The organism is Streptomyces sp. NBC_00554 (assembly GCF_041431135.1).
Taxonomy (GTDB): domain Bacteria; phylum Actinomycetota; class Actinomycetes; order Streptomycetales; family Streptomycetaceae; genus Streptomyces.
The window spans coordinates 8,259,387-8,285,235 of record NZ_CP107799.1; the positions used below are offsets into that span (position 1 = coordinate 8,259,387).

The 25,849-nt window shown below is 71.2% G+C and carries 23 protein-coding genes; 15 read left to right on the plus strand and 8 right to left on the minus strand.

Translation table 11 applies throughout. The annotated features are described in order from the left end of the window. Window positions 1-46: 46 nt before the first annotated feature. Window positions 47-883: a siderophore-interacting protein gene (locus OG266_RS36425; protein WP_371550947.1), complete on the minus strand. Its 837-nt coding sequence runs from the start codon at window positions 881-883 to the stop codon at window positions 47-49. Between the two features lie 63 nt (window positions 884-946). Then, complete coding sequence (locus tag OG266_RS36430; RefSeq protein ID WP_326726264.1) at window positions 947-1,876, minus strand: 5'-3' exonuclease; 930 nt, start codon at window positions 1,874-1,876, stop codon at window positions 947-949. Window positions 1,877-2,076: 200 nt separating this feature from the next. Here OG266_RS36430 and OG266_RS36435 point away from each other — a divergent pair, with 200 nt between their 5' ends. From OG266_RS36435 to OG266_RS36455, 5 genes are all read left to right on the plus strand, one after another. Next, window positions 2,077-3,153, plus strand: coding sequence for a glycine betaine/L-proline ABC transporter ATP-binding protein (locus OG266_RS36435; RefSeq protein WP_266467127.1), 1,077 nt, complete (start codon window positions 2,077-2,079; stop codon window positions 3,151-3,153). Then, complete coding sequence (locus OG266_RS36440) at window positions 3,146-5,755, plus strand: ABC transporter permease/substrate binding protein (RefSeq protein ID WP_371550949.1); 2,610 nt, start codon at window positions 3,146-3,148, stop codon at window positions 5,753-5,755. The genes OG266_RS36435 and OG266_RS36440 overlap by 8 nt, the downstream gene beginning before the upstream one ends. 146 nt (window positions 5,756-5,901) lie before the next feature. Further along, window positions 5,902-6,873: a hypothetical protein gene (locus tag OG266_RS36445; RefSeq protein WP_371550951.1), complete on the plus strand. Its 972-nt coding sequence runs from the start codon at window positions 5,902-5,904 to the stop codon at window positions 6,871-6,873. A gap of 153 nt (window positions 6,874-7,026) precedes the next feature. Continuing rightward, window positions 7,027-7,605, plus strand: a complete 579-nt coding sequence (locus tag OG266_RS36450) for an XRE family transcriptional regulator (protein ID WP_266467137.1) — start codon at window positions 7,027-7,029, stop codon at window positions 7,603-7,605. Then, a complete protein-coding gene (locus OG266_RS36455) occupies window positions 7,592-8,329 on the plus strand; it encodes a helical backbone metal receptor (protein ID WP_371550954.1) in 738 nt (245 codons plus the stop codon). The genes OG266_RS36450 and OG266_RS36455 overlap by 14 nt, the downstream gene beginning before the upstream one ends. On the opposite strand, the gene OG266_RS36460 is transcribed toward OG266_RS36455, so the two are convergent. After that, on the minus strand, window positions 8,256-9,416 hold the full coding sequence (locus tag OG266_RS36460) for a TDT family transporter (RefSeq protein WP_371550956.1): 1,161 nt from the start codon (window positions 9,414-9,416) through the stop codon (window positions 8,256-8,258). The two genes, OG266_RS36455 and OG266_RS36460, sit on opposite strands and share 74 nt — an antisense overlap. Before the next feature lie 70 nt (window positions 9,417-9,486). Between OG266_RS36460 and OG266_RS36465 the strand changes: the two genes are divergently transcribed. After that, complete coding sequence (locus tag OG266_RS36465) at window positions 9,487-10,404, plus strand: LysR family transcriptional regulator (RefSeq protein ID WP_266467145.1); 918 nt, start codon at window positions 9,487-9,489, stop codon at window positions 10,402-10,404. Between the two features lie 271 nt (window positions 10,405-10,675). Then, window positions 10,676-11,638, plus strand: coding sequence for a phosphotransferase (locus OG266_RS36470; protein ID WP_371550958.1), 963 nt, complete (start codon window positions 10,676-10,678; stop codon window positions 11,636-11,638). On the opposite strand, the gene OG266_RS36475 is transcribed toward OG266_RS36470, so the two are convergent. After that, on the minus strand, window positions 11,607-12,287 hold the full coding sequence (locus OG266_RS36475) for a gamma-glutamyl-gamma-aminobutyrate hydrolase family protein (RefSeq protein ID WP_371550960.1): 681 nt from the start codon (window positions 12,285-12,287) through the stop codon (window positions 11,607-11,609). The genes OG266_RS36470 and OG266_RS36475 overlap by 32 nt on opposite strands. Before the next feature lie 49 nt (window positions 12,288-12,336). Continuing rightward, complete coding sequence (locus OG266_RS36480) at window positions 12,337-13,104, minus strand: FadR/GntR family transcriptional regulator (RefSeq protein WP_266467153.1); 768 nt, start codon at window positions 13,102-13,104, stop codon at window positions 12,337-12,339. A 77-nt stretch (window positions 13,105-13,181) separates the two neighbouring features. On the opposite strand from OG266_RS36480, the gene OG266_RS36485 reads away from it, so the two are divergent. The 4 genes from OG266_RS36485 to OG266_RS36500 are packed head-to-tail and all read left to right on the plus strand — an operon-like array spanning window position 13,182 to window position 17,651. Continuing rightward, window positions 13,182-14,546, plus strand: coding sequence for a glutamine synthetase family protein (locus tag OG266_RS36485; protein ID WP_371550962.1), 1,365 nt, complete (start codon window positions 13,182-13,184; stop codon window positions 14,544-14,546). A gap of 8 nt (window positions 14,547-14,554) precedes the next feature. Beyond that, on the plus strand, window positions 14,555-15,934 hold the full coding sequence (locus OG266_RS36490; protein ID WP_371550964.1) for an aldehyde dehydrogenase: 1,380 nt from the start codon (window positions 14,555-14,557) through the stop codon (window positions 15,932-15,934). Next, window positions 15,931-16,722 (plus strand): 3-oxoacyl-ACP reductase, encoded by a 792-nt coding sequence (locus OG266_RS36495; RefSeq protein ID WP_371550966.1) that lies wholly within the window; start codon window positions 15,931-15,933, stop codon window positions 16,720-16,722. Before OG266_RS36490 ends, OG266_RS36495 begins: the two co-directional genes overlap by 4 nt. 20 nt (window positions 16,723-16,742) lie before the next feature. Continuing rightward, window positions 16,743-17,651: a DUF2510 domain-containing protein gene (locus OG266_RS36500; protein WP_371550968.1), complete on the plus strand. Its 909-nt coding sequence runs from the start codon at window positions 16,743-16,745 to the stop codon at window positions 17,649-17,651. 12 nt (window positions 17,652-17,663) lie between these two features. Here the strand turns inward: OG266_RS36500 and OG266_RS36505 are convergent, their stop codons facing one another. Beyond that, entirely contained in the window at window positions 17,664-18,866 is a 1,203-nt protein-coding gene (locus tag OG266_RS36505) for an amino acid deaminase/aldolase (protein ID WP_329548685.1), read from the minus strand. A 1,419-nt stretch (window positions 18,867-20,285) separates the two neighbouring features. Here OG266_RS36505 and OG266_RS36510 point away from each other — a divergent pair. Continuing rightward, window positions 20,286-21,221 (plus strand): hypothetical protein, encoded by a 936-nt coding sequence (locus OG266_RS36510; protein ID WP_371550970.1) that lies wholly within the window; start codon window positions 20,286-20,288, stop codon window positions 21,219-21,221. After that, the gene (gene mycP / locus OG266_RS36515; protein ID WP_371550972.1) at window positions 21,218-22,411 is read left to right on the plus strand and encodes a type VII secretion-associated serine protease mycosin; all 1,194 of its coding nucleotides are present in this window, start codon (window positions 21,218-21,220) and stop codon (window positions 22,409-22,411) included. Before OG266_RS36510 ends, mycP begins: the two co-directional genes overlap by 4 nt. A 31-nt stretch (window positions 22,412-22,442) precedes the next feature. On the opposite strand, the gene OG266_RS36520 is transcribed toward mycP, so the two are convergent. Next, complete coding sequence (locus OG266_RS36520; protein WP_371550973.1) at window positions 22,443-23,429, minus strand: serine hydrolase; 987 nt, start codon at window positions 23,427-23,429, stop codon at window positions 22,443-22,445. A gap of 149 nt (window positions 23,430-23,578) precedes the next feature. Between OG266_RS36520 and OG266_RS36525 the strand changes: the two genes are divergently transcribed. Next, the gene (locus tag OG266_RS36525) at window positions 23,579-24,310 is read left to right on the plus strand and encodes an SseB family protein (RefSeq protein WP_329548690.1); all 732 of its coding nucleotides are present in this window, start codon (window positions 23,579-23,581) and stop codon (window positions 24,308-24,310) included. A gap of 6 nt (window positions 24,311-24,316) precedes the next feature. Here the strand turns inward: OG266_RS36525 and OG266_RS36530 are convergent, their stop codons facing one another. Beyond that, window positions 24,317-24,673 carry a DUF1844 domain-containing protein gene (locus OG266_RS36530; protein ID WP_266467197.1) on the minus strand — a complete coding sequence of 119 codons (357 nt, stop codon included), beginning with the start codon at window positions 24,671-24,673 and terminating at the stop codon, window positions 24,317-24,319. A gap of 369 nt (window positions 24,674-25,042) precedes the next feature. Here OG266_RS36530 and infC point away from each other — a divergent pair, with 369 nt between their 5' ends. Further along, window positions 25,043-25,744 (plus strand): translation initiation factor IF-3, encoded by a 702-nt coding sequence (infC, locus tag OG266_RS36535; RefSeq protein ID WP_371553084.1) that lies wholly within the window; start codon window positions 25,043-25,045, stop codon window positions 25,742-25,744. Window positions 25,745-25,849 lie beyond the last annotated feature (105 nt).

The following is a 25,849-nucleotide window of genomic DNA, read 5'->3' on the forward strand; positions in this document are numbered from 1 at the left end:
GGTCACCCGAGCGTGGCCGCCTTCCGCCGTGCACGTCTCCGGGCGATCAGGCGGACGCCTCCTGCTCCGCCTCCACCTGCGCGTTCCACTCCCGCTTCGTCGCCTGCCATCCGTCCTCGTTGTGCCCGAGCCGCCAGTAGCCGGAGATCGACAGGTCCTCGCGCGAGAACTCGCGCTCGACCCGCAGCAGCCGGCGCAGCTCCTTCACGAAGCCCGCCTCGCCGTGCACGAAGGCGTGCACCCGGCCTTCGGGGAACTCCAGGGCGCGGACGGCCTCGACGAGCGCCTGGCCGACGGGCCGACCGCCTCGGTGCAGCCAGACGACGTCCACGTCGGAGTTGATCTTCTGCTCCTCCTCGGGCCCGGAGACCTCGACGAAGGCGTGCGCCACGGCGCCGTCGGGCAGCGCCTCCAGGGCGGCCGCGATCGCGGGCAGCGCGCTCTCGTCACCGGCCAGCAGATGCCAGTCCGCGCTCGCGTCCGGTGCGTAGGCGCCGCCGGGGCCCATGAACCGTACGAGCTCGCCCGGCTGGACGTTCGCCGCCCAGGGGCCGGCGAGGCCCTCGTCGCCGTGCACCACGAAGTCGAGGGTCAGCTCGCGGTGTTCGGCGTCCCAGTGGCGCACCGTGTATGTGCGCGTCACGGGCCACTGGTCGCGCGGGAACTCCTCGCGGATGACCTTCATGTCGAACGGCTCGGGGTAGGTGACGCCCTCGGCGCCGAACAGCAGCTTCACATAATGGTCGGTACTGGTGCCGACGGTGAATTCGGCGAGGCCCTCGCCGCCGAGGACGACCCGCTGCATGTGCGGGGTCAGCCGCTCGGTCCGCACCACCAGCGCGGAGTGGGGCTTCGGGGTCCTGCGCTCCGGACGCTCTGCCATGAAGGCCTCCCAATTCACTGTGCTTAGGCTTGCCTAAGTTAGCACCTCTCTCTAGTTAACACCTCAAACCTGAAGAGTCGAGAGCAACCTGTGCAACGAACCGCCCAAACCCCAGCGTACGGCCAGTTCGTCCAGGGCTGCCGGATCGCGCGGCGTGTGCGGCAGCGCGGTGTCGACGTCCGGCAGGGGGACGTCACCGGCGACCTTGACGACGGTGGGTGCCACGGCGACGTAGGGCCGTGACTCGTCGAGGCGCTTGCGCTGCGAGGGCGTCAGTTTGGCCTTCGGGTCGTCGACGGCGGCCATGATCCCGGCCAGGTCACCGAATTCGGCGAGCAGCTTGGCCGCCGTCTTCTCCCCGATACCGGGGACGCCGGGCAGTCCGTCGCTGGGGTCGCCGCGCAGCAGCGCCAGATCCGCGTAACCCGGGCCGTCGACGCCGTACTTCTCGCGCAGCCATGCCTCGTCGGTGACTTGGAGCATGCCGACGCCCTTGAGGGGATAGAGGACGCGGACTCCCCGCTTGTCGTCGACCAGTTGGTACAGGTCGCGGTCGCCGGTGACGATGTCGACCGGGCCGGTGGCGCGTCCGGCGAAGGTGCCGATCACGTCGTCCGCCTCGTACCCCTGGACGCCCACGCGCGCGATGCCGAGCGCGTCCAGGACGTCCTCGATGACGGGCACCTGGGGGGACAGTGTGTCCGGCACCTCTTCCTCGTCCGGCCCTGTCTCGGTCTCCACGGCCACGCGGTGCGCCTTGTAGGACGGGATCAGATCGACCCGCCACTGCGGGCGCCAGTCCGCGTCCATGCAGGCCACCAGGTCGTCCGGGTGGTGGTCCTTGACCAGGCGGTCGATGAATTCCAGCAGCCCGCGCACGGCGTTCACAGGCGTGCCGTCCGGGGCCTTCACGGAGTCGGGAACCCCGAAATAGGCCCGGAAGTACAGGGAGGCGGTGTCGAGCAGCATCAGGCGTCTGGTCACCCTTCGCATCATGCCGTACGGCACTGACAGCGACCGCCCCACAACGTGACCTGAACCACTCTTGTGTTTGCTGCGCATAAGCGGGGGCAGGCGCCGCTTCTGAGCAGAGCCGGTTGCGTCTTCAACCGTCGTGCAAACGACGTTCGACGGACCAGCCGTTCAAGCGCTCCACCGTCGCAGCGCTCAAACCGTCCGACCGAAAGGCACACGTGGCATCCAGGCTAGAAGCCGAGCACCTGTACAAGGTGTTCGGCAGACGACCCGAAGAGGCGATGGAGCGACTCCAGCAAGGAGTCGACCGTGAGGAACTGCGCGCCGACGGCATCACCGCCGCGGTGATCGACGCCTCCTTCACGGTGGAGCCGGGCCAGATCTTCGTCGTCATGGGCCTGTCCGGTTCCGGTAAGTCGACGTTGCTGCGCATGCTCAACGGACTGCTGGAGCCGACCGGGGGCCATGTGCGCTTCGACGGTCAGGACCTGACGCAGCTCAGCGCCCGCGAACTGCGCGAGGTCCGGGCAAGGAAGATCAGCATGGTCTTCCAGCACTTCGCGCTCTTCCCGCACCGCAGCGTCCGCGAGAACGCGGCGTACGGCCTTGAGGTGCAGGGCGTGCCGCGCGCCGAGCGCAACGAGCGCGCCGCCAAGGCACTTGAACTGGCGGGCCTCGCGGGCTGGGAGAAGTCCTGGCCCGACGAGCTGTCCGGCGGTATGCAGCAGCGCGTTGGCCTGGCCCGCGCGCTCGCCACCGACGCCGATCTGCTGCTGATGGACGAGTCCTTCAGCGCCCTCGACCCGCTGATCCGCCGCGACATGCAGGACCAGCTGATCGAACTCCAGAAGAAGCTCAAGAAGACCATCGTCTTCATCACGCACGACCTCAACGAGGCCATGCGCCTGGGCGACCGGATAGCCGTCATGCGCGACGGCCGCATCGTCCAGATCGGCACCGCCGAGGACATCCTGGTGCGCCCCGCGGACGACTACGTCGCCTCCTTCACCCAGGACGTCGACCGTTCCCGTGTCCTGACCGCGGGCGCGCTCATGGACACCTCGGTCACGCGCGAGGCCCCCCTCTGCGCCTGCGAGACCGCGACCGCCGAGACACCGTTCGCGGAACTGTGCGCGATCAGCGCCCGTCTGTCGCACCGCGTCTCGGTCGTGGACGAGGCCAACCGAGTCATCGGTGTCGTGCAGCGCCAGCGACTGCTCGGCTTCCTCGGCGACGAGGCAGCCGACCCCGCGCCCTGCGACAACCCGGACGGGAAGGTGGCCGTCCATGCCTAGGATTCCGTTCGGTGACTGGGTCAACGACACCGTCGACTGGCTCCTCAACCACATGGCGTGGTTCTTCGACTTCCTCAAGACCGTGTTCGACGGTGCCTACGACGGCGTCAACGCCGTCCTCCAGGCCCCGCAGCCGCTCCTCCTCGCGGGCATCTTCGCCGTGATCGCGTTCTGGCTGCGCGGTACGTCCGCCGGTGTCCTCACCTTCGTGGGATTCGCCTTCATCGACTCCCTCGAACTGTGGGAGGACGCGATGGTGACCCTCTCGCTCGTCCTCGTGGCGACGCTCATCGCGCTCGTCATCTCGGTGCCCGTGGGCATCTGGGCGGCACGCTCCGACAGGGTCAGCAGCGTCGTGCGCCCCGTGCTCGACTTCATGCAGACACTGCCCGCGATGATCTATCTCATCCCGGCCATCCTGTTCTTCGGCACCGGCGCCCCCGCGGGCATGGTCGCCACCCTGATCTTCGCGCTGGCCCCCGGCGTCCGTATGACCGAGCTGGGCATCCGCCAGGTCGACAAGGACCTCGTCGAGGCCGCCGACGCGTTCGGCACCACCCCCCGCAACACACTGCTGCGCATCCAGCTGCCGCTGGCCCTGCCCAGCGTTATGGCGGGCGTCAACCAGGTCATCATGCTGGGCCTGTCCATGGCCGCCATCGCCGGCATGGTCGGCACCGGCGGCCTCGGCGGCGACGTGAACCAGGCCATCGGCCAGCTGAACGTCGGCCTCGGCTCCGAGGCGGGCGTCGCCATCGTCATCCTGGCGATCTACCTGGACCGGATGACCAGCGCCCTGGGCACTCAGGTTTCGCCGCTGGGCCGCCGCGCCGCCGCCAGGCTGCGCGCCGCGCAGGGCCTGAAGATCTGGACCTACCGCCCCCGCCCGGCCGTGGCCGTGGTCGGCGTCGTCGTGCTCGCGCTCGTCGCGGGCGGCATGGGCATCTTCGGCGGCACGGACTCGACGTCCACCGCCGCCGACGGCAAGAACGTCGGCCAGGGCAAGAAGATCAGCATCGGCTACATCCCGTGGGACGAGGGCGTCGCCTCCACCTTCCTGTGGCAGGAGATCCTGGAGCAGCGCGGCTACGAGGTCGAGACGAAGCAGCTCGACGCGGGCCCCCTCTACACCTCGCTCGCCCAGGGCGACATCGACTTCGAGACGGACTCCTGGCTGCCGACCACGCACGCGGAGTACTGGAAGAAGTACGGCAAGGACCTCGACGACCTGGGCTCCTGGTACGGCCCCACCTCGCTCGAGCTGAGCGTGCCCTCGTACATGAAGGACATCAACTCCCTGGCGGACCTCAAGGGCAAGGCCGACGAGTTCGGCGGCAAGATCACCGGCATCGAGTCCAGCGCCGGAATGATGAGCCTGCTCAAGACCAAGGTGCTCAAGGAGTACGGGCTCGACAAGGAGTACAAGGTCGTCGACAGCTCCACGCCCGCGATGCTGGCCGAGCTGAAGCGCGCGTACGCCAAGAAGGAGCCCGTCGTCGTCACGCTGTGGTCGCCGCACTGGGCGTACAGCGACTACGACCTGAAGAAGCTGAAGGACCCGAAGGCCGCCTGGGGCTCCGGTGACGGCGTGCACACGCTCTCCCGGAAGGGCTTCGCCAAGGAGAACCCGGTCGTCGGCGAGTGGCTCAAGAACTTCAAGATGACCGAGCAGCAGCTCACCAGCCTCGAGTCGGAGATCAACAAGGCCGGCCAGGGCAAGCAGCAGGACGCCGTGCGCGCCTGGCTGAAGAAGAACCCCGGCGTCGTCGACAAGCTGGCCCCGGTCAAGACCACCACGGCCAGTGCAGAGACCAAGCGCGCGCTGGACGTCGCCTGGTTCCCCTGGGACGAGGACGTCGCCGTCACCTATCTGTGGAAGAACGTCCTGGCCCGGCGCGGCTACACGATGAACATGAAGCAGATGGACGTCGGCCCCGTCTACACGGGCCTTGCCTCCGGTGACCTCGACCTCAACTTCGACGCCTGGCTGCCGTACGCCCAGTCCAACTACTGGGATCAGCACAAGAACGACCTGAGAGACCTCGGCACCTGGTACGAACCGACCTCCCTGGAGATCGCAGTCCCGTCGTACGTGAAGGACGTCAAGTCCCTCGCGGACCTCAAGGGCAAGGGCGACACCTTCGGCGGGAAGATCATCGGCATCGAACCGGGCACCGGCGAGATGAACCTGCTCAAGACGAAGGTGCTGCCCGGCTACGGCCTGGACAAGGAGTACAAGGTCGTCGACGGCTCCACGCCCGCGATGCTGGCCGAGCTGAAGCGCGCGTACGCCAAGAAGGAGCCCGTCGCCGTCGTCCTGTGGTCCCCGCACTGGGCCTACAGCGAGTACGAGCTCACCAAGCTCGCGGACGACAAGAAGCTGTTCGGCGAGGGCAACACGATCCGGACCATCTCCAGCAAGGACTTCCCGGAGCAGTACCCGCAGCTCACCGAGTGGATCAAGAATTTCAAGATGAGCGAGGCCGAGCTCGGCAGCCTGGAGGCCGAGATCAAGGACCAGGGCCAGGGGCATGAGGAGGACGCCGTGGCCGCGTGGCTGAAGGAGCACCCGGACATGGTGGAGCGGATGACTCCGCAGTAGTTCGCAGGTGGTTCGGCGAGGGGTGGCCCTTCGTCGCACGGGTCGCGTGTCCCGTGTGGCGAAGGCCACCCCTCGCGGAGTTCCCCGGGCCCGCGACTCCTCCGTACGCTCGGCTCTCCCCTTCCCCGCGTTTCTGTGAGACCCCCGTGCGATCTCTCCTCCGCTCCGGCCACCTCGTCGCCCTCCTCGTGGTGCTGGTGACGGCCGTGCCGCCGGGCGCGAGCGCGGAGCCCGCGTCCGCCGCCACGGCGAGGCTCGCCTCGCTCGTCGGGGACGTACGGGACGCCGACGGCTACGCGTACGACCTGCGGGACGACACCGGCCGCACCATGGACACCGCGCAGATCATCCGGACGCCGGACGGCACATATCTCGCCGTCTACCACTCGACCCTCGCCGACGGCCGCTTCCACTCGGCCGTCGCCACCTCCACGGACCTGCGCACCTGGACCCGCCGCCACGACCTCGGCGCGGGCACCAGCCAGCCCACACTCGCCGCCGACGGCGCCGGTGGCTACGTACTGGCGTACGAGAAGGATCCGGACAACCACATAGCGGTACGCGGTTACGTCGATCTCGAAGCCCTGCTGGCCGGGAAGGCCGCCCGCGCCTACGACGCGCCGCGCACTCTCTCGCGCTGCGCCGAGGGCACGCCGGACATCACCTCCGTGCACGACGGCACGGTCGAACTCACCGGGCACTACCGGGCGCGGTGCGACACCGACCGTCAACTCCGGGCCACACTCAGGGACTTCACGACCTGGCACGCCGAGCCCGACCAGCGCCTCGACCGGGCGCTGGAGGCCTGGGGGACCGGCGGCAACATAGGCGACCGCTCGTCCCTCGAACTCGGGGGCAGTGAGCTGGTCTTGATAGAGGGGCAGCGGCGCCGTGAGGACTTCGGGAGCTGGCGGACGTACGCCTACGATCCGGCGACCGGACGGGCCGACCGGCTGACCCTGCGCACCCACGGCGCAAGCCAGGCCTTCGCCAATCCTTCCGCGACCCTGCTCACCGACCCGGACGGGCATCCGGCCCTGCTGGTCAGCGTTTTCGTCCCGAGCGAGGGCGCGGCGCCCGGGGAAGCGGGCCAGCTCCTCTATTGGCGCGAACTGTAACCCTGACCCTCCTTCCATGTGTCGGCGATGTGACGGGTGCGTGAAACGGTTTGCCGAACATGCGTAGGGTGCAAACAACTCATCAGAAGCAGTGGCCCGAAGCAGTAGCCGTAGTAGCGGCGGACCGACGATTCAAGGGAGGGAGCCGGAGCGATGGGCGACCACAAAGAACAGCCCCTTCGGGTGGGCGCGGCAGTACGGCGGCGCCGCCGTGCACTGGATCTCACCCTCGCCGTCGTGGCCGAGCGCAGCGGCCTGTCGGTCCCCTTTCTCAGCCAGGTCGAGAACGAGCGGGCCCGGCCCAGCAAGAGCTCCCTGGAGAGAGTCGCCGACGCGCTCGGCACCACCGCCGTCGAGCTGCTCGCCGCGGCCGACCCGGCGTGCAGCGTCGACGTCGTGCGCGCCGACAGCGCCGAGTACGCCCCCGAGGCGCGAGTGCGCCCCCTGGTGCGCGGTCACCACCAGCTGCACGCCACCGAGTTCACCGGCGACCACGACGAGGGGCGCGAACTCCAGCTCCGCAACGACAAGTTGATGTACGTCGTCGACGGCGCCGTCGAGGTCGAGGCGGAGGGCCGCGCCCATCGCCTCGGGCGCGGCGACACGATGTATCTGACGGGCGGCGTGCGGCACCGGTGGCGGGCGACCGTGCCGGACACCCGGGTGATCGTGGTCGAGGTCGCCGACCACATCGACGCGGTGGAGGACCGCCACAACGTTGGCAGGCGCTGACGCCCCTCGCGTGGTGTCGCTGGTGCCCTCGCTCACCGAGGCCGTGGCCCTCTCCCTGCCCGGAGCCCTGGTCGGCGCCACGGACTGGTGCAGCCATCCGGCGGACCTCGACGTCGTCCGGATCGGCGGCACCAAGAACCCCGACGTCGAGGGCATCGTGCGGCTCGCCCCCGACCTGGTCGTCGCCAACGAGGAGGAGAACCGCGCCCCCGACCTGACCGCCCTGCGCGCGGCGGGCATCGAGGTCCTGGTCACCGAGGTACGGGACGTGCCGGGGGCCTTCCGTGAACTGGAGCGGGTGCTGCGGGCCTGCGGGGCTTCGGACCGGCCGCGCTGGCTGGACGAGGCGGAGGAGGCGTGGGCGGAGCCAGTGGTTCCAGACCGTCGTACGACCGCCGTCGTGCCCATCTGGCGGCGGCCCTGGATGGTGCTCGGCCGGGACACCTTCGCCGGGGACGTACTGGCCCGGCTGGGCGTGGACAACCTGTACGCGCACCACGAGGACCGCTATCCGCGCATCCCGCTGCCCGAGCTCAGGGCGGCGGGCCCCGACCTCGTGGTCCTGCCCGACGAGCCGTACCGCTTCACCGCCGAGGACGGACCCGAGGCGTTCGAGGGAGTGCCCTGCGCGCTCGTCGACGGACGTCTGCTCACCTGGTACGGGCCCTCGTTGGCGCAGGCGCCGCGGCTGCTGGCCGAGGCGCTGCGAGCAGCTCGCCGCTGACCAGGCCGCGGGCGGTGCGGACGGCGGCCACCGACCAGGCGACCACGAGCAGGACGTACAGCGCGATGGCGAGCCCGTCGAAGGCGACGAGACCGGTGTGCCGGGCCAGCCCCTCCGCGCCGGTGACACAGGTCCCCACCGGGAAGGTGAACGCCCACCACGTCATCGAGAAGCCCATGCCCCGGCGGCGGGCGCGCAGCACCATCGCGGTGGCGAGGGCGAGCCAGAGCAGCGCGAAGCCCATCACGGGGACGCCGTAGAGGACGGCGAGAGTGCCGAAACCCTGGTCGTACGGTGCGGGCACCACGCCGGGCGCGAAGTCCGCGAACTTGCCGACCGCGGTCGTGGACTGCCCCAGCGGGCCCAGCACGAGGAACAGGGCCGGAGTGAGGGCGAGCGGGAGCGGGCCGCCGGTGACGAGCCTGGCGAAGATCATCGGCAGCATCAGCGAGGTGGCCAGCAGGCTCAGCCCGAACAGCGCGAAGCAGCCGAGGAGCAGCGTCTCCTGCGCCTGCCCTGCCGGGAGATGGGGGACGAGCAGGGGGCCGAGGGCCGCGGACACCATCGGTGCCACGACGGGAAGCAGCCATACGGGGCTCGCCTGACCGGGCTCGATACGGTGCCGGACCACCATGAGGTACGGGACGGCCACCGCGCAGGTGAGACCGACGACCGTACCGGCGCTGAACAGGACGGCGTCCAGCGCGACCGCCGCCTCCGTGCCGATCCAGTCCTGGCCCACGACCAGGGCGCCGCCGCCCACGGCAAGGAGGGCCATCGACAGGCAGCCGTAGAACGGGGCCGTCGCCGGGTCGAGGAGGCCGGCGCGGGCCTGGTCGCTGTGGTGCGTCCAGTGCAGGGTCCGGGCGGCGAGCAGGGCCACGAGCATCGCGAGCGACAGCGCCCAGACGGTGGCGCACAGGGTCCGCAGGCCCGGCACGGCACCGGGGAGTCCGGCGCCCGCCGTGGCCACGATCGCGGTGCCCATCACCGAGGCGTACCAGTTCGGGCCGAGGTGCCGGAGGGTGGTGGCGCGTGGGGTTCCGGCCTTGGGGAACGGCGTGACGTGCTGGACTGCGGTGACCATGTCTCCACCGTCCCGCCGCCGCGCGATCCCCACCAGGGAGCACCGTTCTATGAGGGCATAAGCTGGGTTTATGAGTGGCAGTGCTGAGGAGCGGACGGGAATCGCGCACCGGGTGCCGGACCTGGGGGCGATGGAGTTGTTGCTCGGGGTGGCCCGGCTGGGGAGTCTCGGGCGGGCCGCGCGCGAACTGGGAATCACACAGCCCGCGGCCAGCGGCCGGATCCGCTCGATGGAACGCCAACTCGGCGTGGCCCTCGTCGACCGCTCACCGCGCGGGTCTCGCCTCACGGACGCGGGGGCGCTCGTCACGGACTGGGCGCGGCGGGTGGTGGAGGCGGCCGAGGCGTTCGATGCGGGGGCGCAGGCGCTGCGGGACCGTCGTGACTCGCGGCTGCGGGTCGCGGCGAGCATGACGATCGCCGAGTACCTCCTGCCGGGGTGGCTTATCGCGCTCCGCGCGCAGCGGCCGGACACTGCGGTGTCCCTCCTCGCCGGGAACTCGGCGGCCGTCGCCGAACGCCTTCTCGCGGGCGAGGCCGATGTCGGCTTCGTCGAGGGTCTGTCCGTGCCTGCCGGCCTCGACTCCGCGGTCATCGCCCATGACCGGCTGATCGTGGTGACGGCGCCGAGTCATCCGTGGGCGCGTCGTCGGTCGCCTCTGTCCGCAGCGGAGTTGGCGTCCACGCCGCTCATCCTCCGTGAGGAGGGGTCGGGCACCCGGCAGGTCCTCGACACGGCCCTCGGCGGCCTTGCCCGGCCTCTCATCGAGCTGTCCTCCACGACGGCGGTCAAGGCCTCGGTCGTCAGCGGTGCGGGGCCTGCGGTCCTCAGCGAACTGGCCCTCGGCGAGGAGCTCTCCGCTCACCGGCTGGTGAGCATTCCGCTGTCCGACGTCCAACTGCGGCGGTCCCTGCGGGCGGTGTGGCCGACGGGGCATCGGCCTACGGGGCCTGCGCGGGATTTGTTGTCGCTGACGCGGGGGGTGTGAGGGGGGTGGTTTTTCGCCCCCTCCGCCCCTGCCCGTCCCTTGCTTCTGGGGGCTGCCGCCCCCAGACCCCCGCTTCGGCCTGGACGGCCTCGTCCTCAAACGCCGGACGGGCTATAAGACTTCTAGCGCCGGCCGGGGAAATCTTCAGCCCCTCCGGCGTTTGAGGAGCGGGGGTTTGGGGGCGGAGCCCCCAAGGGACGGGAATGGGTAGGGGCGGAGGGGGCGAAAAACCGCTGGCGCAACCCGATTCGCCCCCCGCACCATGCGGGACATGACCCCGACCGCCCCGCCCGCCGCAGGCGTCCGCACCCCGTGGGGAGACCTCCCCCACCCCGTCCGCGAGGCAGTCGCGCAGGTGCTCGGCGCCAAGGTGACCGAGGCCGTCACCCAGTACGGCGGCTTCTCACCCGGCGTAGCCGCCCGAGTCACCACGGCGAACGGCCACCGCGCGTTCGTGAAGGCGGTCAGCGCCGACACGAACCCCCACAGCCCCGCACTCCACCGCAGGGAGGCGAGAAACGCCGCCGCGCTGCCACCCGGCACCCCCGCCCCCCGCCTCCTCGGGAGCTACGACGACGGCACCTGGGTAGCCCTGGTCTTCGAGGACGTGGAGGGACGCCAGCCACACGTCCCTTGGCGTGAGCCCGAGTTAAGGCTGGTCCTCGACGCAGTGGGCGAGCTGAGCCGCAGCCTCACCCCGTCACCGGTGGACGCACCACCGGTGACGGAAGCGATGGCGGACTCCTTCCGCGGCTGGCAGCACATGACCGACGAGGGCGACACCGGTGAAGGCCTCGACCCGTGGACCGCGGGTCATCTGCGCGAGCTGGCCGAACTCTCCGCCCCCTGGGGTGACTTCGCCGCGGGCGACACCCTCGCGCACAGCGATCTCCGTGCGGACAACCTGCTCCTCACGGAGGACCGGCGCGTGGTCTTCGTCGACTGGCCGCACGCCATGAGGGCCGCGCCCTGGTTCGACCTGCTGGTGATGCTGCCGTGCGTCCGTGCCCAGGGCGGCCCGGACCCGGAGGAGTTGTTCACCGCCCACCCGCTGGGCAGGGACGCCGACCCGGCCGGCGTCACGGCCACCCTTGCGGGCCTCGCCGGCTTCTTCGTCCAGCACTCCCGGCAGCCGCCGCCCCCGGGCCTGCCGACCCTGCGCCCCTTCCAGCGCGCCCAGGGCGACGCGGCCCTGGAATGGCTCAGGAGGCGGCTTGGACCAACGCCCGCATGACCCGCAGGTCCTCACCCATCTCCGGGTGCCACTGCACGCCCAACACCCAGGCGGGCCCGAGAAGTTCGATGGCCTCCACCGTGCCGTCCAGGGCGTGTGCCGAGGGCAGCAGGCCGGCGCCGAGACGGTCCACCGCCTGGTGGTGATAGGTCGGTACGGCGGTCGGTTCCGGCGCGACACCGGCGTACAGACTCCCGGGCACCGGGGTCACGTCATGGCGCCCGAACACCCCGATGTCCTTCACATGCCCGTCGAGGTGCTGGACGAGCGTGCCGCCGAGGGCGACGTTCAGCAGCTGCATGCCCCGGCAGATGCCGAGGAGCGGGGTGCCGGAGGCCAACGCGGCTTCGATCAGGGCGAGTTCCCAGGCGTCGCGCTCCGGCGCGGGCGGCCCGGTGCGTGGGGAGCGCTCGGCGGCGTAGCGCGCGGGATCGACGTCCGGCCCGCCCGCGACGACCACCGCGTCGAGACGGGCGACGGCCTCCGCCGCGTACGCCGGATCGTCCGGCGGCAGCATCACGGCGAGCCCGCCGGCCCGCTGCGCCAGCCGCGGATAGCCCACCGGCAGCAACGCCGCCTCCAGCTCCCAGACGCCCCAGCGCGCCTTGGACTCCAGATAGGTACTCACACCGATCAACGGCCTGTCCACGCCGCCTCCTTCGAGCTCAATGGAACGTCCCGATACCTTTCCCGCGGCCTCACGTCAGGAACCCCCGCAGCAGCGCCGCCGTCCCCGCGCAGTGCTCCCGCATCATCTCCCGCGCCCCGTCCGCGTCCCCGTCGAGCACCGCCTCGACCAGCGCGATGTGCTGCCGCTGGGAGTGCTCCAGGTTGCGTACGAGGAGCGGGATGCAGTCGAGGAGGTCGTTCACGGAGGCGCGTACGGCCGCGTACTGGGCGGTGAGCGAGGGGGAGCCGCACAGTTCGGCGAGGGTGAGGTGGAGCATGGTGTCCAGGCGGCGGTAGTCGGCCAGCGGAGCGTCGTGCGTGCGGGCGAGCGCCTCGCGCAGCCGGTCGGCCTGCTCGTCGTCGAGGCCGTGGGCCGCGCACAGGCCCGCCGCGCCCACCTCGAGGACCTCACGGAAGCGCAGTACGTCCTCGATGTCGACCTCGGCGAACCGGCGCCGCAGCTCGTGCTCGCCGGGCGCGTCGGCCCTCGGCAGCACGAACGTGCCGCCGTACCGGCCGCGCCGCGACTCCACCAGACCCTGGTCCTGCAGCACCTTCAGCACCTCGCGCAGCGTCACCCGGCTGATCCCGAGCCGTTCCGCCAACTCCCGCTCGGCGGGCAGCCGTTCGCCGCCCGGCACCAGGCCGAGCCGGACCACCTGGAGGATCTGCTCCAGCGCCTCCTCGAAACCGTTGCCCGCCCGCACCGGCCGCAGCACCGGCGTGAGCCGGTCGTCCAGGCCCGCCGGACCGCCGCCCACGCCGCCCGGAGCGCCCTCAGGACCCGCCTGCGTCATCTGGTCGTGCCCCCTTCCCAAGCAATGGTTCTCAGCAATACCTTATGACTCTCGGCTGACCCAAGGAGGCTTTTCCGGTGGCAGACCGCACACCCCCGCTGACCGTCGAGGAGTTGCACGCCCTCGTCGCGGGCGGCGAGATCGACACCGTCGTCCTGGCCTTCCCCGACATGCAGGGCCGGCTCCAGGGCAAGCGGTTCGCCGCGCGCTTCTTCCTCGACGAGGTCCTCGAACACGGTACGGAGGGCTGCAACTACCTCCTCGCCGTCGACACCGAGATGAACACGGTCGACGGGTACGAGATGTCCTCCTGGGAGCGGGGATACGGCGACTTCGCCATGCACCCCGACCTGAGCACGCTGCGCCGGGTGCCCTGGAACGAGGGTACGGCCCTGCTCATCGCCGACCTCGCCTGGAACGACGGCTCCCCGGTGGTGGCCGCGCCCCGCCAGATCCTGCGCCGCCAGCTCGACCGCCTCGCCGAGCTCGGCCTCACCGCGCAGGTCGGCACGGAACTCGAGTTCATCGTCTTCAAGGACACCTACGAGCAGGCCTGGGACGCCCACTACAAGGGCCTGACCCCGGCCAACCAGTACAACATCGACTACTCGGTCCTCGGCACCGGCCGCATCGAGCCCCTGCTGCGCCGCATCCGCAACGACATGCAGGCCGCGGGCCTCGTCGTCGAGTCCGCCAAGGGCGAGTGCAACCCCGGCCAGCACGAGATCGCCTTCAAGTACGACGAGGCCCTCGTCACCTGCGACCAGCACGCCATCTACAAGACCGGCGCCAAGGAGATCGCCTCCCAGGAGGGCGTCTCGCTCACCTTCATGGCGAAGTACAACGAGCGCGAGGGCAACTCCTGCCACATCCACCTCTCGCTCGCCGACAAGGACGGCAGCAACGTCATGGCCGGGGACGGCCCCGGGGGCATGTCGGAGATCATGCGGCACTTCCTCGCCGGGCAGCTCGCCGCGCTCCGCGACTTCTCGCTCCTCTACGCCCCGAACATCAACTCCTACAAGCGGTTCCAGCCGGGCTCCTTCGCTCCGACCGCCGTCGCCTGGGGTTACGACAACCGCACCTGCGCCCTCCGCGTCGTCGGCCACGGCCGCTCGATGCGCTTCGAGAACCGGCTCCCCGGCGGTGACGTCAACCCGCACCTGGCCGTCGCCGGACTCGTCGCGGCCGGTCTGCACGGCATCGAGCAGAAGCTGGAGCTGCCTGAGGCGTGCGCGGGCAACGCGTACACCGCCGGGTACGAGCACGTCCCGACCACCCTGCGCGAGGCCGCCGAGCTCTGGGAGAACAGCCCCGTCGCCCGGGCCGCCTTCGGCGACGAGGTGGTCGCGCACTACCGCAACATGGCGCGCGTCGAACTGAACGCCTTCGACGCCGCGGTGACCGACTGGGAGCTGCGCCGCTCCTTCGAACGTCTGTGAGGCCGAAGTTGTCGCACCTGTACGAACTGGACGTCCTCAACCCGGCGACCGAGGAGGTCATCGCCACCGTCCCGGGCGCCACCCCGCAGGACGTCGACGCCGCCGTCGTACGGGCGGGAAAGGCACAGGCCAGGTGGGCCGCCCTCGCACCCGGGGAGCGCGCCCGGCTGCTGCGGCGCTTCGCCGTCGTTGTCGACGAACACCTGGAAGAACTCGCCCTGTTGGAGGTCCGCGAGGCCGGACACGTGATCGGCAACGCCCGCTGGGAAGTGAGCAACGTCCGTGATCTGCTCGACTACGCGGCCGGGGGAGTGGAACGCCTCACCGGCCGCCAGATCCCGGTCGCCGGCGGCCTGGACATCACGATCCTCGAACCGCTCGGCGTCGTCGGGATCATCGCCCCCTGGAACTTCCCCCTGCCGATCGCCGCGTGGGGCACCGCTCCGGCGCTCGCAGCCGGCAACGCGGTCATCCTCAAGCCGGCCGAGACGACACCACTCACCGCCCTGCGCCTGGCCGAACTCGCCCTGGAGGCCGGTCTTCCCGAGGACCTCTTCCAGGTGCTCCCGGGCGCGGGTCCCGTCGCGGGCAACGCGCTCGTCGAGCACCCCGGCGTCGCGAAGATCGTCTTCACCGGCTCAACGGCGGTCGGCAAACAGGTGTTGGCGAAGGGCTCGGCCCACCTCAAGCGCGTCACCCTCGAACTCGGCGGCAAGAGCCCGAACATCGTCTTCGCCGACGCCGACATCGAGGCCGCCGCCGCTGCGGCTCCCATGGCCTTCCTCGACAACTCCGGCCAGGACTGCTGCGCCCGCACCCGCATCCTCGTCCAGCGCTCCGCGTACGACCGCTTCCTCGAACTCCTCGCCCCCGCCGTCGAGTCCGTCGTCGTCGGCGATCCCTCCGACGAGCGGACCCAGATGGGCCCGCTGATCTCCAGGGTCCAGCTGGAACGCGTGCGTTCGTACGTCGCCGCCGACGCGCCAGGTATCCACGGCAAGGCCCCCGAGGGTCCGGGCTTCTGGTTCCCGCCCACCGTCCTCACCGACGTCGAGCCCCACGCGCGCGTGGCCGTCGAGGAGGTCTTCGGCCCGGTCGCCGTCGTCCTCCCCTTCGAGGACGAGGCGGACGCCATCCGGCTCGCCAACGCCACCGAGTACGGCCTCTCCGGCTCCATCTGGACCCGTGACGTGGGCCGCGCCCTGCGCGTCTCGGGGGCTGTCCGCGCCGGGAACCTGTCCGTCAACTCCCACTCCAGCGTCCGCTACTGGACCCCCTTCGGCGGCTTCAAGCAGTCGGGCATCGGCCGCGAGCTCGGCCCGGACGCCCTCACCGCCTTCACCGAAACCAAGAACGTCTTCATCAGTACGGAGGGCCCCGCACAGTGACCGCATCGACCCCGGACATCATCTGCCGCCGCCTCGTCGGCCGTGCCGCCGTCATCACCGGCGCCGGCAGCGGCATCGGCCTCGCCACCGCGCGCCGGCTCGCCTCCGAGGGTGCCCATGTCGTCTGCGGCGACATCGACGAGACGGGCGGCAAGGCGGCCGCCGAGGAGGTCGGCGGGATCTTCGTCAAGGTCGACGTCACCGACCCCGAGCAGGTCGAGGCGCTCTTCAAAACGGCGTACGACACCTATGGCTCCGTCGACATCGCCTTCAACAACGCGGGTATCTCGCCGCCCGACGACGACTCCATCCTGGAAACCGGCCTGGAGGCCTGGAAGCGCGTCCAGGACGTCAACCTCACCTCCGTCTACCTGTGCTGCAAGGCCGCGATCCCCTACATGCGGCGCCAGGGCAAGGGCTCCATCATCAACACGGCGTCCTTCGTGGCCCGGATGGGCGCGGCGACCTCGCAGATCTCGTACACGGCCTCCAAGGGCGGTGTGCTGGCCATGTCCCGTGAACTGGGCGTGCAGTTCGCGAGGGAGGGCATCCGGGTCAACGCCCTCTGCCCCGGACCGGTCAACACCCCGCTGCTGCGCGAGCTGTTCGCCAAGGACCCCGAGCGGGCCGCACGCCGCCTCGTGCACATCCCCGTCGGCCGGTTCGCGGAGGCGGACGAGATCGCCGCGGCGGTCGCCTTCCTCGCCAGCGACGACTCCTCGTTCGTCAACGCCAGCGACTTCCTGGTGGACGGCGGAATCTCGGGCGCGTACGTCACGCCGCTGTAGCGGGGTTCTAGAGTGCCGGGATGAGCAGCACGCCTCCGCCCGGCTGGTACCGCGACCCGTCGTACCCGCACGTCGAGCGCTGGTGGGACGGGACCGCGTGGACCGACCACCGGCGCGAGCCCGAGATACCGCAAGAGCCCTCGGCGCGGCCGGAGTTCCCACAAGCGAACTCCGGCCGCGCCAAGGCCGTCGCCCTCGTCGTCGCCGGAGCCGTCCTGGTCACCTCGATCGTCACCGGCGCCGTGATCCTCGCCCGGAACGACGACACGGTCGACGCCGCGGTGAACACCACGCCGACCACCCCGGAACCCTCGGTGACCACCTCCGAGCCACCGTCCGACGAACCGGATGCCGACGATCCGGCGGTCGTCGTCGACGAACTCAACGGCATCACGCTCCCGTTGCCCGACGGCTGGGCGAGACCGGAGAACGTCGTCGAGGACGATGTCGTGATGACGACTCCGGGCACGTACGACTGCCCCGGCGACCCCGGTCTGTGCCGCCGCGGCCGGGTCGTCTCGCGCACGGTCACCGGGAACGACGAGAAGTCCCCGGAGGTCCTCGCCAAGCAGGACATCGAGGACGCGGCGGACAGCGCGTACGACCGTGACCTCGTCAACCGGCGCCCCTACAACGGCATCGACTCGCATCAGCAGGTGAAAGCGGGCCCGGTCGCCGTCGCCGGGCGCGCCGGGTACCTCGTGCGCTGGCGGGTCAAGACCGAGGCGGGGCCCGGGGGTTACGTCCAGTCGCTGGCGTTTCCGTCCAGCACGGGTTCCCAGGCGCTGGTCATCGTCCGGTTCGCCTTCGACGCGGGCGAGGACGGGCCGCCGCTGTCCGACATGGACAGGATCACCAGGGGGATCCGGCCGGTGGGCGACGCGGACACCGGTGGGGGTGTGGGCAGCAGCATCGGCACATCCCGGTAGGCGCCGCGGGCGTCAGAGGAAGGTGTGCCCCTCCCCGCGGTACGTCGGGACGGACGCCGTCACCGAGTCGCCGGCCACCAGATGGAGCGTGTCGAACCGCTCGCACAGCTCCCCGGCCTTGGCGTGCCGGAACCACACCTTGTCGCCGATGAGCAGATCGTCCGCGGGGGCGCCGATCAGCGGGGTCTGCACCTCGCCCGGACCCTCCTGGGGGTCGTACTTCAGCCCCTCCGGGAGGTAGGGCACGGGCAGCCGGTCGGGACCCGGGGCGCCCGACGCCGGATAGCCGCCGCCCAGCACCGTCACGATCCCGACGCCCGGCCGGCGGACGACGGGCTGGGCGAACAGCGCGGCCGGACGCCCGCTGAACGAGGTGTAGTTGTCGAAGAGCCGCGGCACGTACAGTCCCGACCCCGCCGCGATCTCCGTCACCGCGTCCTCGGCCGCCGTGTGCTGCACGCTGCCCGTTCCGCCGCCGTTGACGAACTCGAGGTCCGGCTCCACTGCCCGTACGGCCCGGACGACTTCGGCGCGCCGCTGGACGAGCTCCTTGCGGGCGGTGGCCTGCATCAGGCGGACGGCACGCGAACGGAAGGGGCGCCCGTCGACCGCGTCTCCGACACCGGCGATGTGACCCTCGTACGCCATGATCCCCACGAGCTTGAACCCGGGCCGCCGGGTCACCGCGCGGGCCATCTCGGCGAGCTGGGCGGGGGAGCGGAGCGGTGAGCGCAGGGCGCCGACCCGGACCCGTCCGCCGAGCAGCTGGAGGGAGGTGTCCAACTCCAGGCAGACGCGCACGACTTCGGTGCCGCCCTGGCGTGCCTCGTCGATGAAGTGGAGCTGGGCGGGGTCGTCGACCATCACGGTCACGGCGGCGGCGAGCTTGGGGTCGGAGGCCAGCTCGGCGAAGCCCTTGGTGTCGGCGGACGGGTAGGCGAGCAGGATGTCGTCGAAGCCGGAGCGGGCCAGCCAGATCGACTCGGCGAGGGTGAAGGACATGATCCCCGCGAAGCCGTCCCGGGCCAGGACGCGTTCGAGCAGGGCGCGGCAGCGGACGGATTTGCTGGCGACACGGACCGGCTTGCCGCCGGCCCTGCGGACGAGATCGTCCGCGTTCGCGTCGAAGGCCTCCAGATCCACGATCGCGACAGGGGCGTCGAGGTGAGTGGTGGCCCGGTCGTAGCGGGCCCGGTCTGCGGCGCGGGCAGTCATGACCGAAGCCTGCCAGACAGGATTACCGCAGGGTAGGGGGACGATCCGGGCAGATGCCCCGGGCCTGCGGACTGGTTCCCGCCAAGCCTGCGTCAACCCGTAGAGTGACGCGCACGCAGGGAGGAACGACCTTGCCCGGGCGGGGTGCGCCCGGGGTGACGGCCCCCCGGCGCGGGTATGCGTGCCCGTGGCGGGCGACCCGAACGGACGCCCTCCCCGCCCGCGACAGCTGCAAGGTCCCGGAAGAGCTCCGAGGCGAGCCGACGGCCCGGGTACGAGGAAACGGGGGGGTGCATGAGCACGGAAGCGCGCCGCGCCTCAATTCCCCCACGCCCACCGGCCCCACCCCGCCCGGCAACCCCGCCCCACCCGAACCAACCGCCGTCCCCGGACGCCTCGCAAACCCCGCCCCAGCCACCGGGGCCGGGCCATGTGCCGCCCCCGGCCCAGCCTCCGACGTCCGGACAGCTGTCGACGCCGGATCAGCCGTCGTCTTCGGACTGGCTGCGAACTCCGGCCCAGTCTTCGAAGTCGGGCCATGTGCCGCCCCCGCCCCAGCCTCCGACGTCCGGACAGCTGCCGTCGCCGGATCAGCCGTCGTCTTCGGACTGGCCGCGGACCCCGGCCCAGTCTTCGGGGCCGGGCCATGTGCCGCCCCCGGCTCAGGCGCCGGCGGCCGGACAGCTGCCGACGCCCGACCAGGCATCCCCTTCGGACCGGCTGCGTCCTCCGGCCCAGCCCTCGTCCCAGGGACGGCATTCGACGCCGGATCAGTTTTCGACGCCGGGACGGCCGTCGTCGCCCCAGCCCTCGTCGCCGAGCAGGCCCTCGTCCGCCCAGCCCTCGTCGGGCCGCCCCTCCATGGCGGAACGGGGCCCTGCGCCGGGCGCGGTTCCTCCGTCAGGCGGGACCGCCGCGACCGGCGAGGCCCTGCCGCCGTCCCGTACTCAGAGCCCGGTATCGGGACGGCCCCCGATGCCCGGGCGCCGTCCCGTGCCCCCGCGGCCGGGCGAAGCCCCGTCGCGGCCGGCCAGCCCGCAGGTGCCTCCGGCGGGCGGCGTCTCGTCGGCTCGGCCGCCCCGACCGATGGGCCCGCCCCCGGCGGGGAACGGCGTCGGGTCGGCCCCGCCCCAGCGCGGATCGCAGCCCCGAGAGGGCGACCACGGCCCCCGGTCGTCGGGTGCCGGGCGCGCTCCCCGCGTACCGTCGCCGCCCCGCTCGTTCGACTTCTTCGATTTCTCCAACGATGCGGAGGCGCCGACTCCGGACGCGACGCGTGCCCCGGCACAGTCGCCCGGTGCGGCCCCGCGCCGCGAGGAGGAGACCCCGCGCTTCCCCGGCCCGGTGCCCCCGCCCCCGCCGGCGGCCTCCGCACGGTTCCCCGACGCGCCCCCGGCGCCCGGTGACCGGCGTACCACCGTGCCCGCGGAGAGCGCCGCGGAGACGACCAGGCGGCTGCGGCCCATCCCGGCCGAGGCACCCGCACCACCCCCGGCCCCCGCACCCCCGTCCGAAACCCCGGCCGTGGAGCGCCCGTTCGTGTCCTTCGGCCGGCCGGAGACGTACGACGACTCCGTGCGCGTACGCCCCCGCGGCGGACGCACCCGGCCCAGGACCCTGGCAGCCGCGGCCTGCGTCGTGCTGGGGCTCGGCCTCATCGGCGGCGCGGTGACCGGGAGTTGGCTGACCGGGGACAGCTCGGCCGGCACCGACGCGCGGAGCGAGTTCGCGGCGGCCGGGGAGCTCTGGCACAGCGTGCCCGTGGACCAGCTCTTCCCGCCCACCGTGCAGGGCGAGGGCGCGGGACCCGGCGGCGCCGACCGCACCTGGACGCGGGTGGCCGTCGCCCCGGACACCGGCTGCGCGAACGCCTTCGACCCCCTCCTGCGCAAGGCCCTCGCACCGGTGGGCTGCCTGCGGCTGCTGCGCGCCACGTACACGGACGCGACCCGGAGCCTTGTCACCACCGTCGGCCTGCTGTTCACCAAGGCGGACGCCACGGCGATGACCTCCCTCAAGGCCCGCTTCCAGAAAGAGGGCCTGGACCGCCGCACCGACCTGATGCCCCGCCCGTACGCCGCCGAGGGCACCGTCGCGGCCGGCTTCGGCGACGAGCAGCGCGCCTCCTGGACGGTGTCGGTCCTCACCGACGCCCCCGTCGTCGTCTACGCCGTCTCCGGCTTCGCCGACGGCCGTGCCGTCACCGACCCGCAGCCCGCCCAGGACGCCATGAAGTCCGGCGCGACCACGGCCCCGGCGCAGGCCGGCCTCGGCCACGACGCCCAGGGCCTCGCCGACCGCGTCGAGCGCGGCTTCCGCAAGACCGTCACCTCGGCCACGGAGAAGCCGTCATGACCCGCAGGACCGTCATGACCCGCAGGGCCGGCGTCCTGAGCGTCCTGCTGGCAGCCTCCCTCGCCCTGATCCCCTCCACCGCCGCGCACGCCGACGGCATACGCGCCCAGCAGTGGGCCCTCGACGCCATGCACACCCAGGAGGCCTGGCGGACCACCAAGGGTGCGGGGATCACGGTCGCCGTCCTCGACACCGGCGTCGACGACCAGCACCCGGACCTGGAGGGCAACGTCCTCACCGGCAAGGACATGGTCGGCTTCGGAGCGACCCGCGGCGACCGGGCGTGGGCCCGGCACGGGACCGCCATGGCGGGGATCATCGCCGGCCACGGACACGGCTACGACGATGCCGACGGCGTCATGGGCATAGCCCCCGAGGCCAAGATCCTCCCCGTCCGGGTCATCCTCGAAGACGGCGACTCCTCCCGTACGAAGGCCCGCAACACCCGCGGCAACGCCCTCGCCGAGGGCATCCGCTGGGCCGCCGACCACGGCGCCGACGTCATCAACCTCTCCCTGGGCGACGACTCGGCGTCCGCCCACCCCGAACCCGCCGAGGACGAAGCCGTCCAGTACGCCCTGAAGAAGGGCGCCGTAGTCGTCGCCTCGGCCGGCAACGGCGGCGAGAAGGGCGACCACATCTCCTACCCGGCGGCCTACCCGGGCGTGATCGCCGCGACCGCCGTCGACGACAACGGCACCCGCGCCTCGTTCTCCACCCGCCGCTGGTACGCCACCGTCAGCGCCCCCGGCGTCGACGTCGTCATCGCGGACCCGGACGAGCAGTACTACGAAGGCTGGGGCACGAGCGCCGCCTCCGCGTTCGTCTCCGGCGCGGTCGCCCTCATCAAGGCGGCCCACCCGGGCCTGTCCCCGGCCCAGATCAAGCAGCTCCTGGAGGACACGGCCCGCAACTCCCCCACCGGCGGTCGCGACGACTCCCGCGGCTACGGCTTCGTCGACCCCGCGGCGGCCATCAAGGAGGGCGGCAAGATCGAGCCCGAGGGGCTGCAGGCGGCGTACGGCCAGGAGTACTTCGGATCGGGCCCGGACACCCCCGAGGACGACACGGACACCGTCGGCTGGGCGGGGCCGCTCGCCGGCGGCCTCGGCGTGGTCCTGCTGGCCGCGGCGGTCGTCCTGTGGCGGGGCCGCAGGGGCCCACGCGAGCACGAACACGACGGCTTCTGACAAGCCGCCGTACGAACTACCGCCGTACGAACTAGTCGGTGGCCGTGGCCGCGGCTGTGACCTTGTCGGTGGTCGTGTCCTGGAAGGCCGAAACCGCCGCCTTCGCCGCCCCCTCGACCAGCGTGATCCCCGTCGTCTTGGTCGTGGTGCCCTTCGACAGCACGGCGATCAGGTAGTCGTGGCCGTCGACGGTGACCCGCCCGATGCTGTTGATGTCCCACAGCCCGGTCGTGCTGCGCGGCAGCCACCCGTTCTTCAGGGCCCACTCGGAACCGCCCGCCGCGGCCGACACACCCCATTGCTGATCGACGGCTATCTCACTCATGAGCCCCTGAAGGTACGTCCGTGAGGTCTCGCTGAGCTTCGAGTCGTCCCCGAACACCTGCTGCAACAGGGTCAGTTGATCGGCCGCCGTGGTCTGCGTCAGCCCCCACAGCTCGCCGTCGCCGCCCGCCGTCTCCGTCAGCCCGAAGCTCTTGTTCGCGGTGTCGAGGCCGTCCGACTGCCCGATCGCGTTCCACAGGGCGGTCGCGGCCGTGTTGTCGCTGTTCTCGATCATCAGGGTGGCGTTCGCCTTCTGCGTCGCCGTCAACTCCCGGTCCCCGTCCTGCGCCTGGAGCAGCAGCGTGGCCAGGATGTCGACCTTGACGATGCTCGCCGTGTCGAAGGCCCCCTCGCCGTACGAGGCGCTCTCGTCGGAGTCGACGTCGAGGACCGCCACCGACACCTTGGCGCCGTCCTGGACCGTGACGGACTTCATCGCCTCGGCGAGCAGCGCGTCGCGGTCGATCGCGGGCGCTGTGACGGGTTCCACCGTTGCCTCCTCGCTGACGCTCGGCGACGCCGAGGGCGCAGAGGACGACGCTACGAGGTCCGGGCCGTCGTCCGCCTGGGCCTTCACATATACGGCCCCGGCCGCCGTACCGCACACGAGGACGACGGAGGCCACCGCGACGTACACGAGGGGCCTGCGCCCGGACGGGCGGGCACGGCGTCGGCTTGCTCTGTGACGGTCCATCCCGCGATGCTGGGCGCCTGGCCTGTGTCCGTGGTTAGACGCTTGTGAAATGTGCGTCATGGATGGATGAGAATCCCATGAGTCCCGTCAAGTCAAGGTTTCCGGGGCCGCACAAGCCCAGCAGCATCCCCCCGATAGGGTCGGGGACCGTGGCGAACAAGAACATTCCCGACTCCGGCTTCTCCGACGACGACGGCTCCGCCGATCCCCGGCTGAGCGCGGCGCTCACCGCCTGGGCCGAGGACCGCACCGCGGTCGGGCCGGTCCTGGAGGCGCTCAAGGGCGCCCGGCTGCTCGTACCCGTCGTCGCCGTACTCGGTGAGGTGGAGGAGGACGCGAACGGACTGCGCCACGAGAAGACCAGCGACATGGCCGTGCCGACCCTGAAGGCCGGCAACCGCACCGCACTGCCCGCCTTCACGTCCACCGAGTCACTGGCCCGCTGGGATCCCGAGGCCCGCCCCGTCGCCGTACCCCTGCACCAGGCCCTGCAGGCCGCCGCGCACGAGAAGGCCGACACCGTCGTCCTCGACCTGGCGGGTCCGGTGCCGTACGAACTGACAGGACCCGCGCTGCTCGCGCTCGCCGAAGGGCGTACGAACACGGATCCCCTCGCCGACCCGGCCGTGACCGGAGCCGTACGCGCGGCCGTCGCCGCCGAGTCCGCCGTGCTCAGCGCACATCTCGGCCCGGGGCAGGCGGACGGCACGCTGGCCCTCGTACTGGACCCGTCCGCGGTCCCGGCCGAGGCCGCCCGCGCGATCGCCGAACGGCTGGCGGCCGACGAGACACTCAGGGCCCGCCTGGTGCGCGGCCTCGACCTGGCAATCCTGCCGGCCGGGGCGACGCCGCCGGGCGAGCCCTTGTACGTACGACGGTAAGAGGGGTCAGCCGTAGACCGGGCCCGTGTACTTCTCGCCGGGGCCCTGGCCCGGCTCGTCGGGGACGATCGACGCCTCGCGGAACGCCAGCTGGAGCGACTTGAGGCCGTCGCGCAGCGGGGCCGCGTGGAAGGAGCTGATCTCGGTCGTGCTCGCGTCGAGCAGCCCGGCCAGCGCGTGCACCAGCTTGCGGGCCTCGTCGAGGTCCTTGTGCTTGTCTCCCTCCTCGGTCAGACCGAGCTTCACTGCGGCGGCGCTCATCAGGTTGACGGCGACGGTTACGATCACCTCGACCGCGGGGACCTCGGCGATGTCGCGGGTCATGGCGTCGTAGTCGGGCGTCTGGGGAGGGGTGTCACTCATGCCCCACACGATAGGTGCCTGGCGGATACCGTCCCCAATGGGCCTCGGTTAGCCCTTCCCGGTCCAAGCTGCTAACCTTGTGTAACGACCGGTCGGACGCGCCAAGAAACATGTAGCGTGCCCGGCCCACAAGTGGAGGCTCCGATCTCCCACCTGACTGTCCTCCGGGACGGCGGGTCACCCGGTCAGGCGGTCACCATCGTTCCGTACGGACGATGGAGTCGCCCGAAGTGCGCCCCGCGGATCACCGCGGCGGTGCTCCGGTAATCCATGGAGCCCCGCCTGTGTCCCGTCCGGGGCATTTTTCATGCCCCGCGTCGGTTGGTCCAAATGTCATCAGAGACATACACGGCTGTCCGCCAGACCGCCGTGTGGTGCTACCGAGGAGGATCCATCAGCACCGAGCCCCGCATCAACGACCGGATTCGCGTTCCCGAGGTGCGACTTGTCGGTCCCAGCGGCGAGCAGGTCGGGATTGTTCCGCTTGCCAAGGCCCTGGAGCTTGCGCAGGAGTACGACCTCGACCTGGTCGAGGTGGCGGCGAGCGCTCGTCCGCCCGTCTGCAAGCTCATGGACTACGGGAAGTTCAAGTACGAGTCGGCCATGAAGGCCCGTGAGGCGCGCAAGAACCAGGCGCACACGGTCATCAAGGAAATGAAGCTCCGGCCGAAGATCGACCCGCACGACTACGACACCAAAAAGGGTCACGTCGTCCGGTTCCTCAAGCAGGGCGACAAGGTCAAGATCACGATCATGTTCCGTGGTCGCGAGCAGTCCAGGCCGGAGCTCGGCTACCGACTGCTGCAGCGTCTGGCAACGGACGTCGAGGACCTCGGGTTCATCGAGTCGAACCCGAAGCAGGACGGCCGAAACATGATCATGGTTCTCGGTCCGCACAAGAAGAAGACCGAGGCGATGGCCGAGGCCCGTGAGGCCCAGGCGGCTCGCAAGGCGGAAGCGAAGGCCAACCCGGGCAAGTCGCAGAATCACACGGGCGACGACCTTCCCGAGGTGGACGACGTCGACGCCGAGACCGTCGAGGCTCCGGCCGAGGCATCCGCCGAGGCCTGATCCCAGGGTGAAGGCCCCGGGAGCCCAGGACGAGAGTCTGGGGAGTCCAGGGACACCAGTCCAGGGATGTCAACCGATACATATGACGTTCCACCGTGCCCGGTT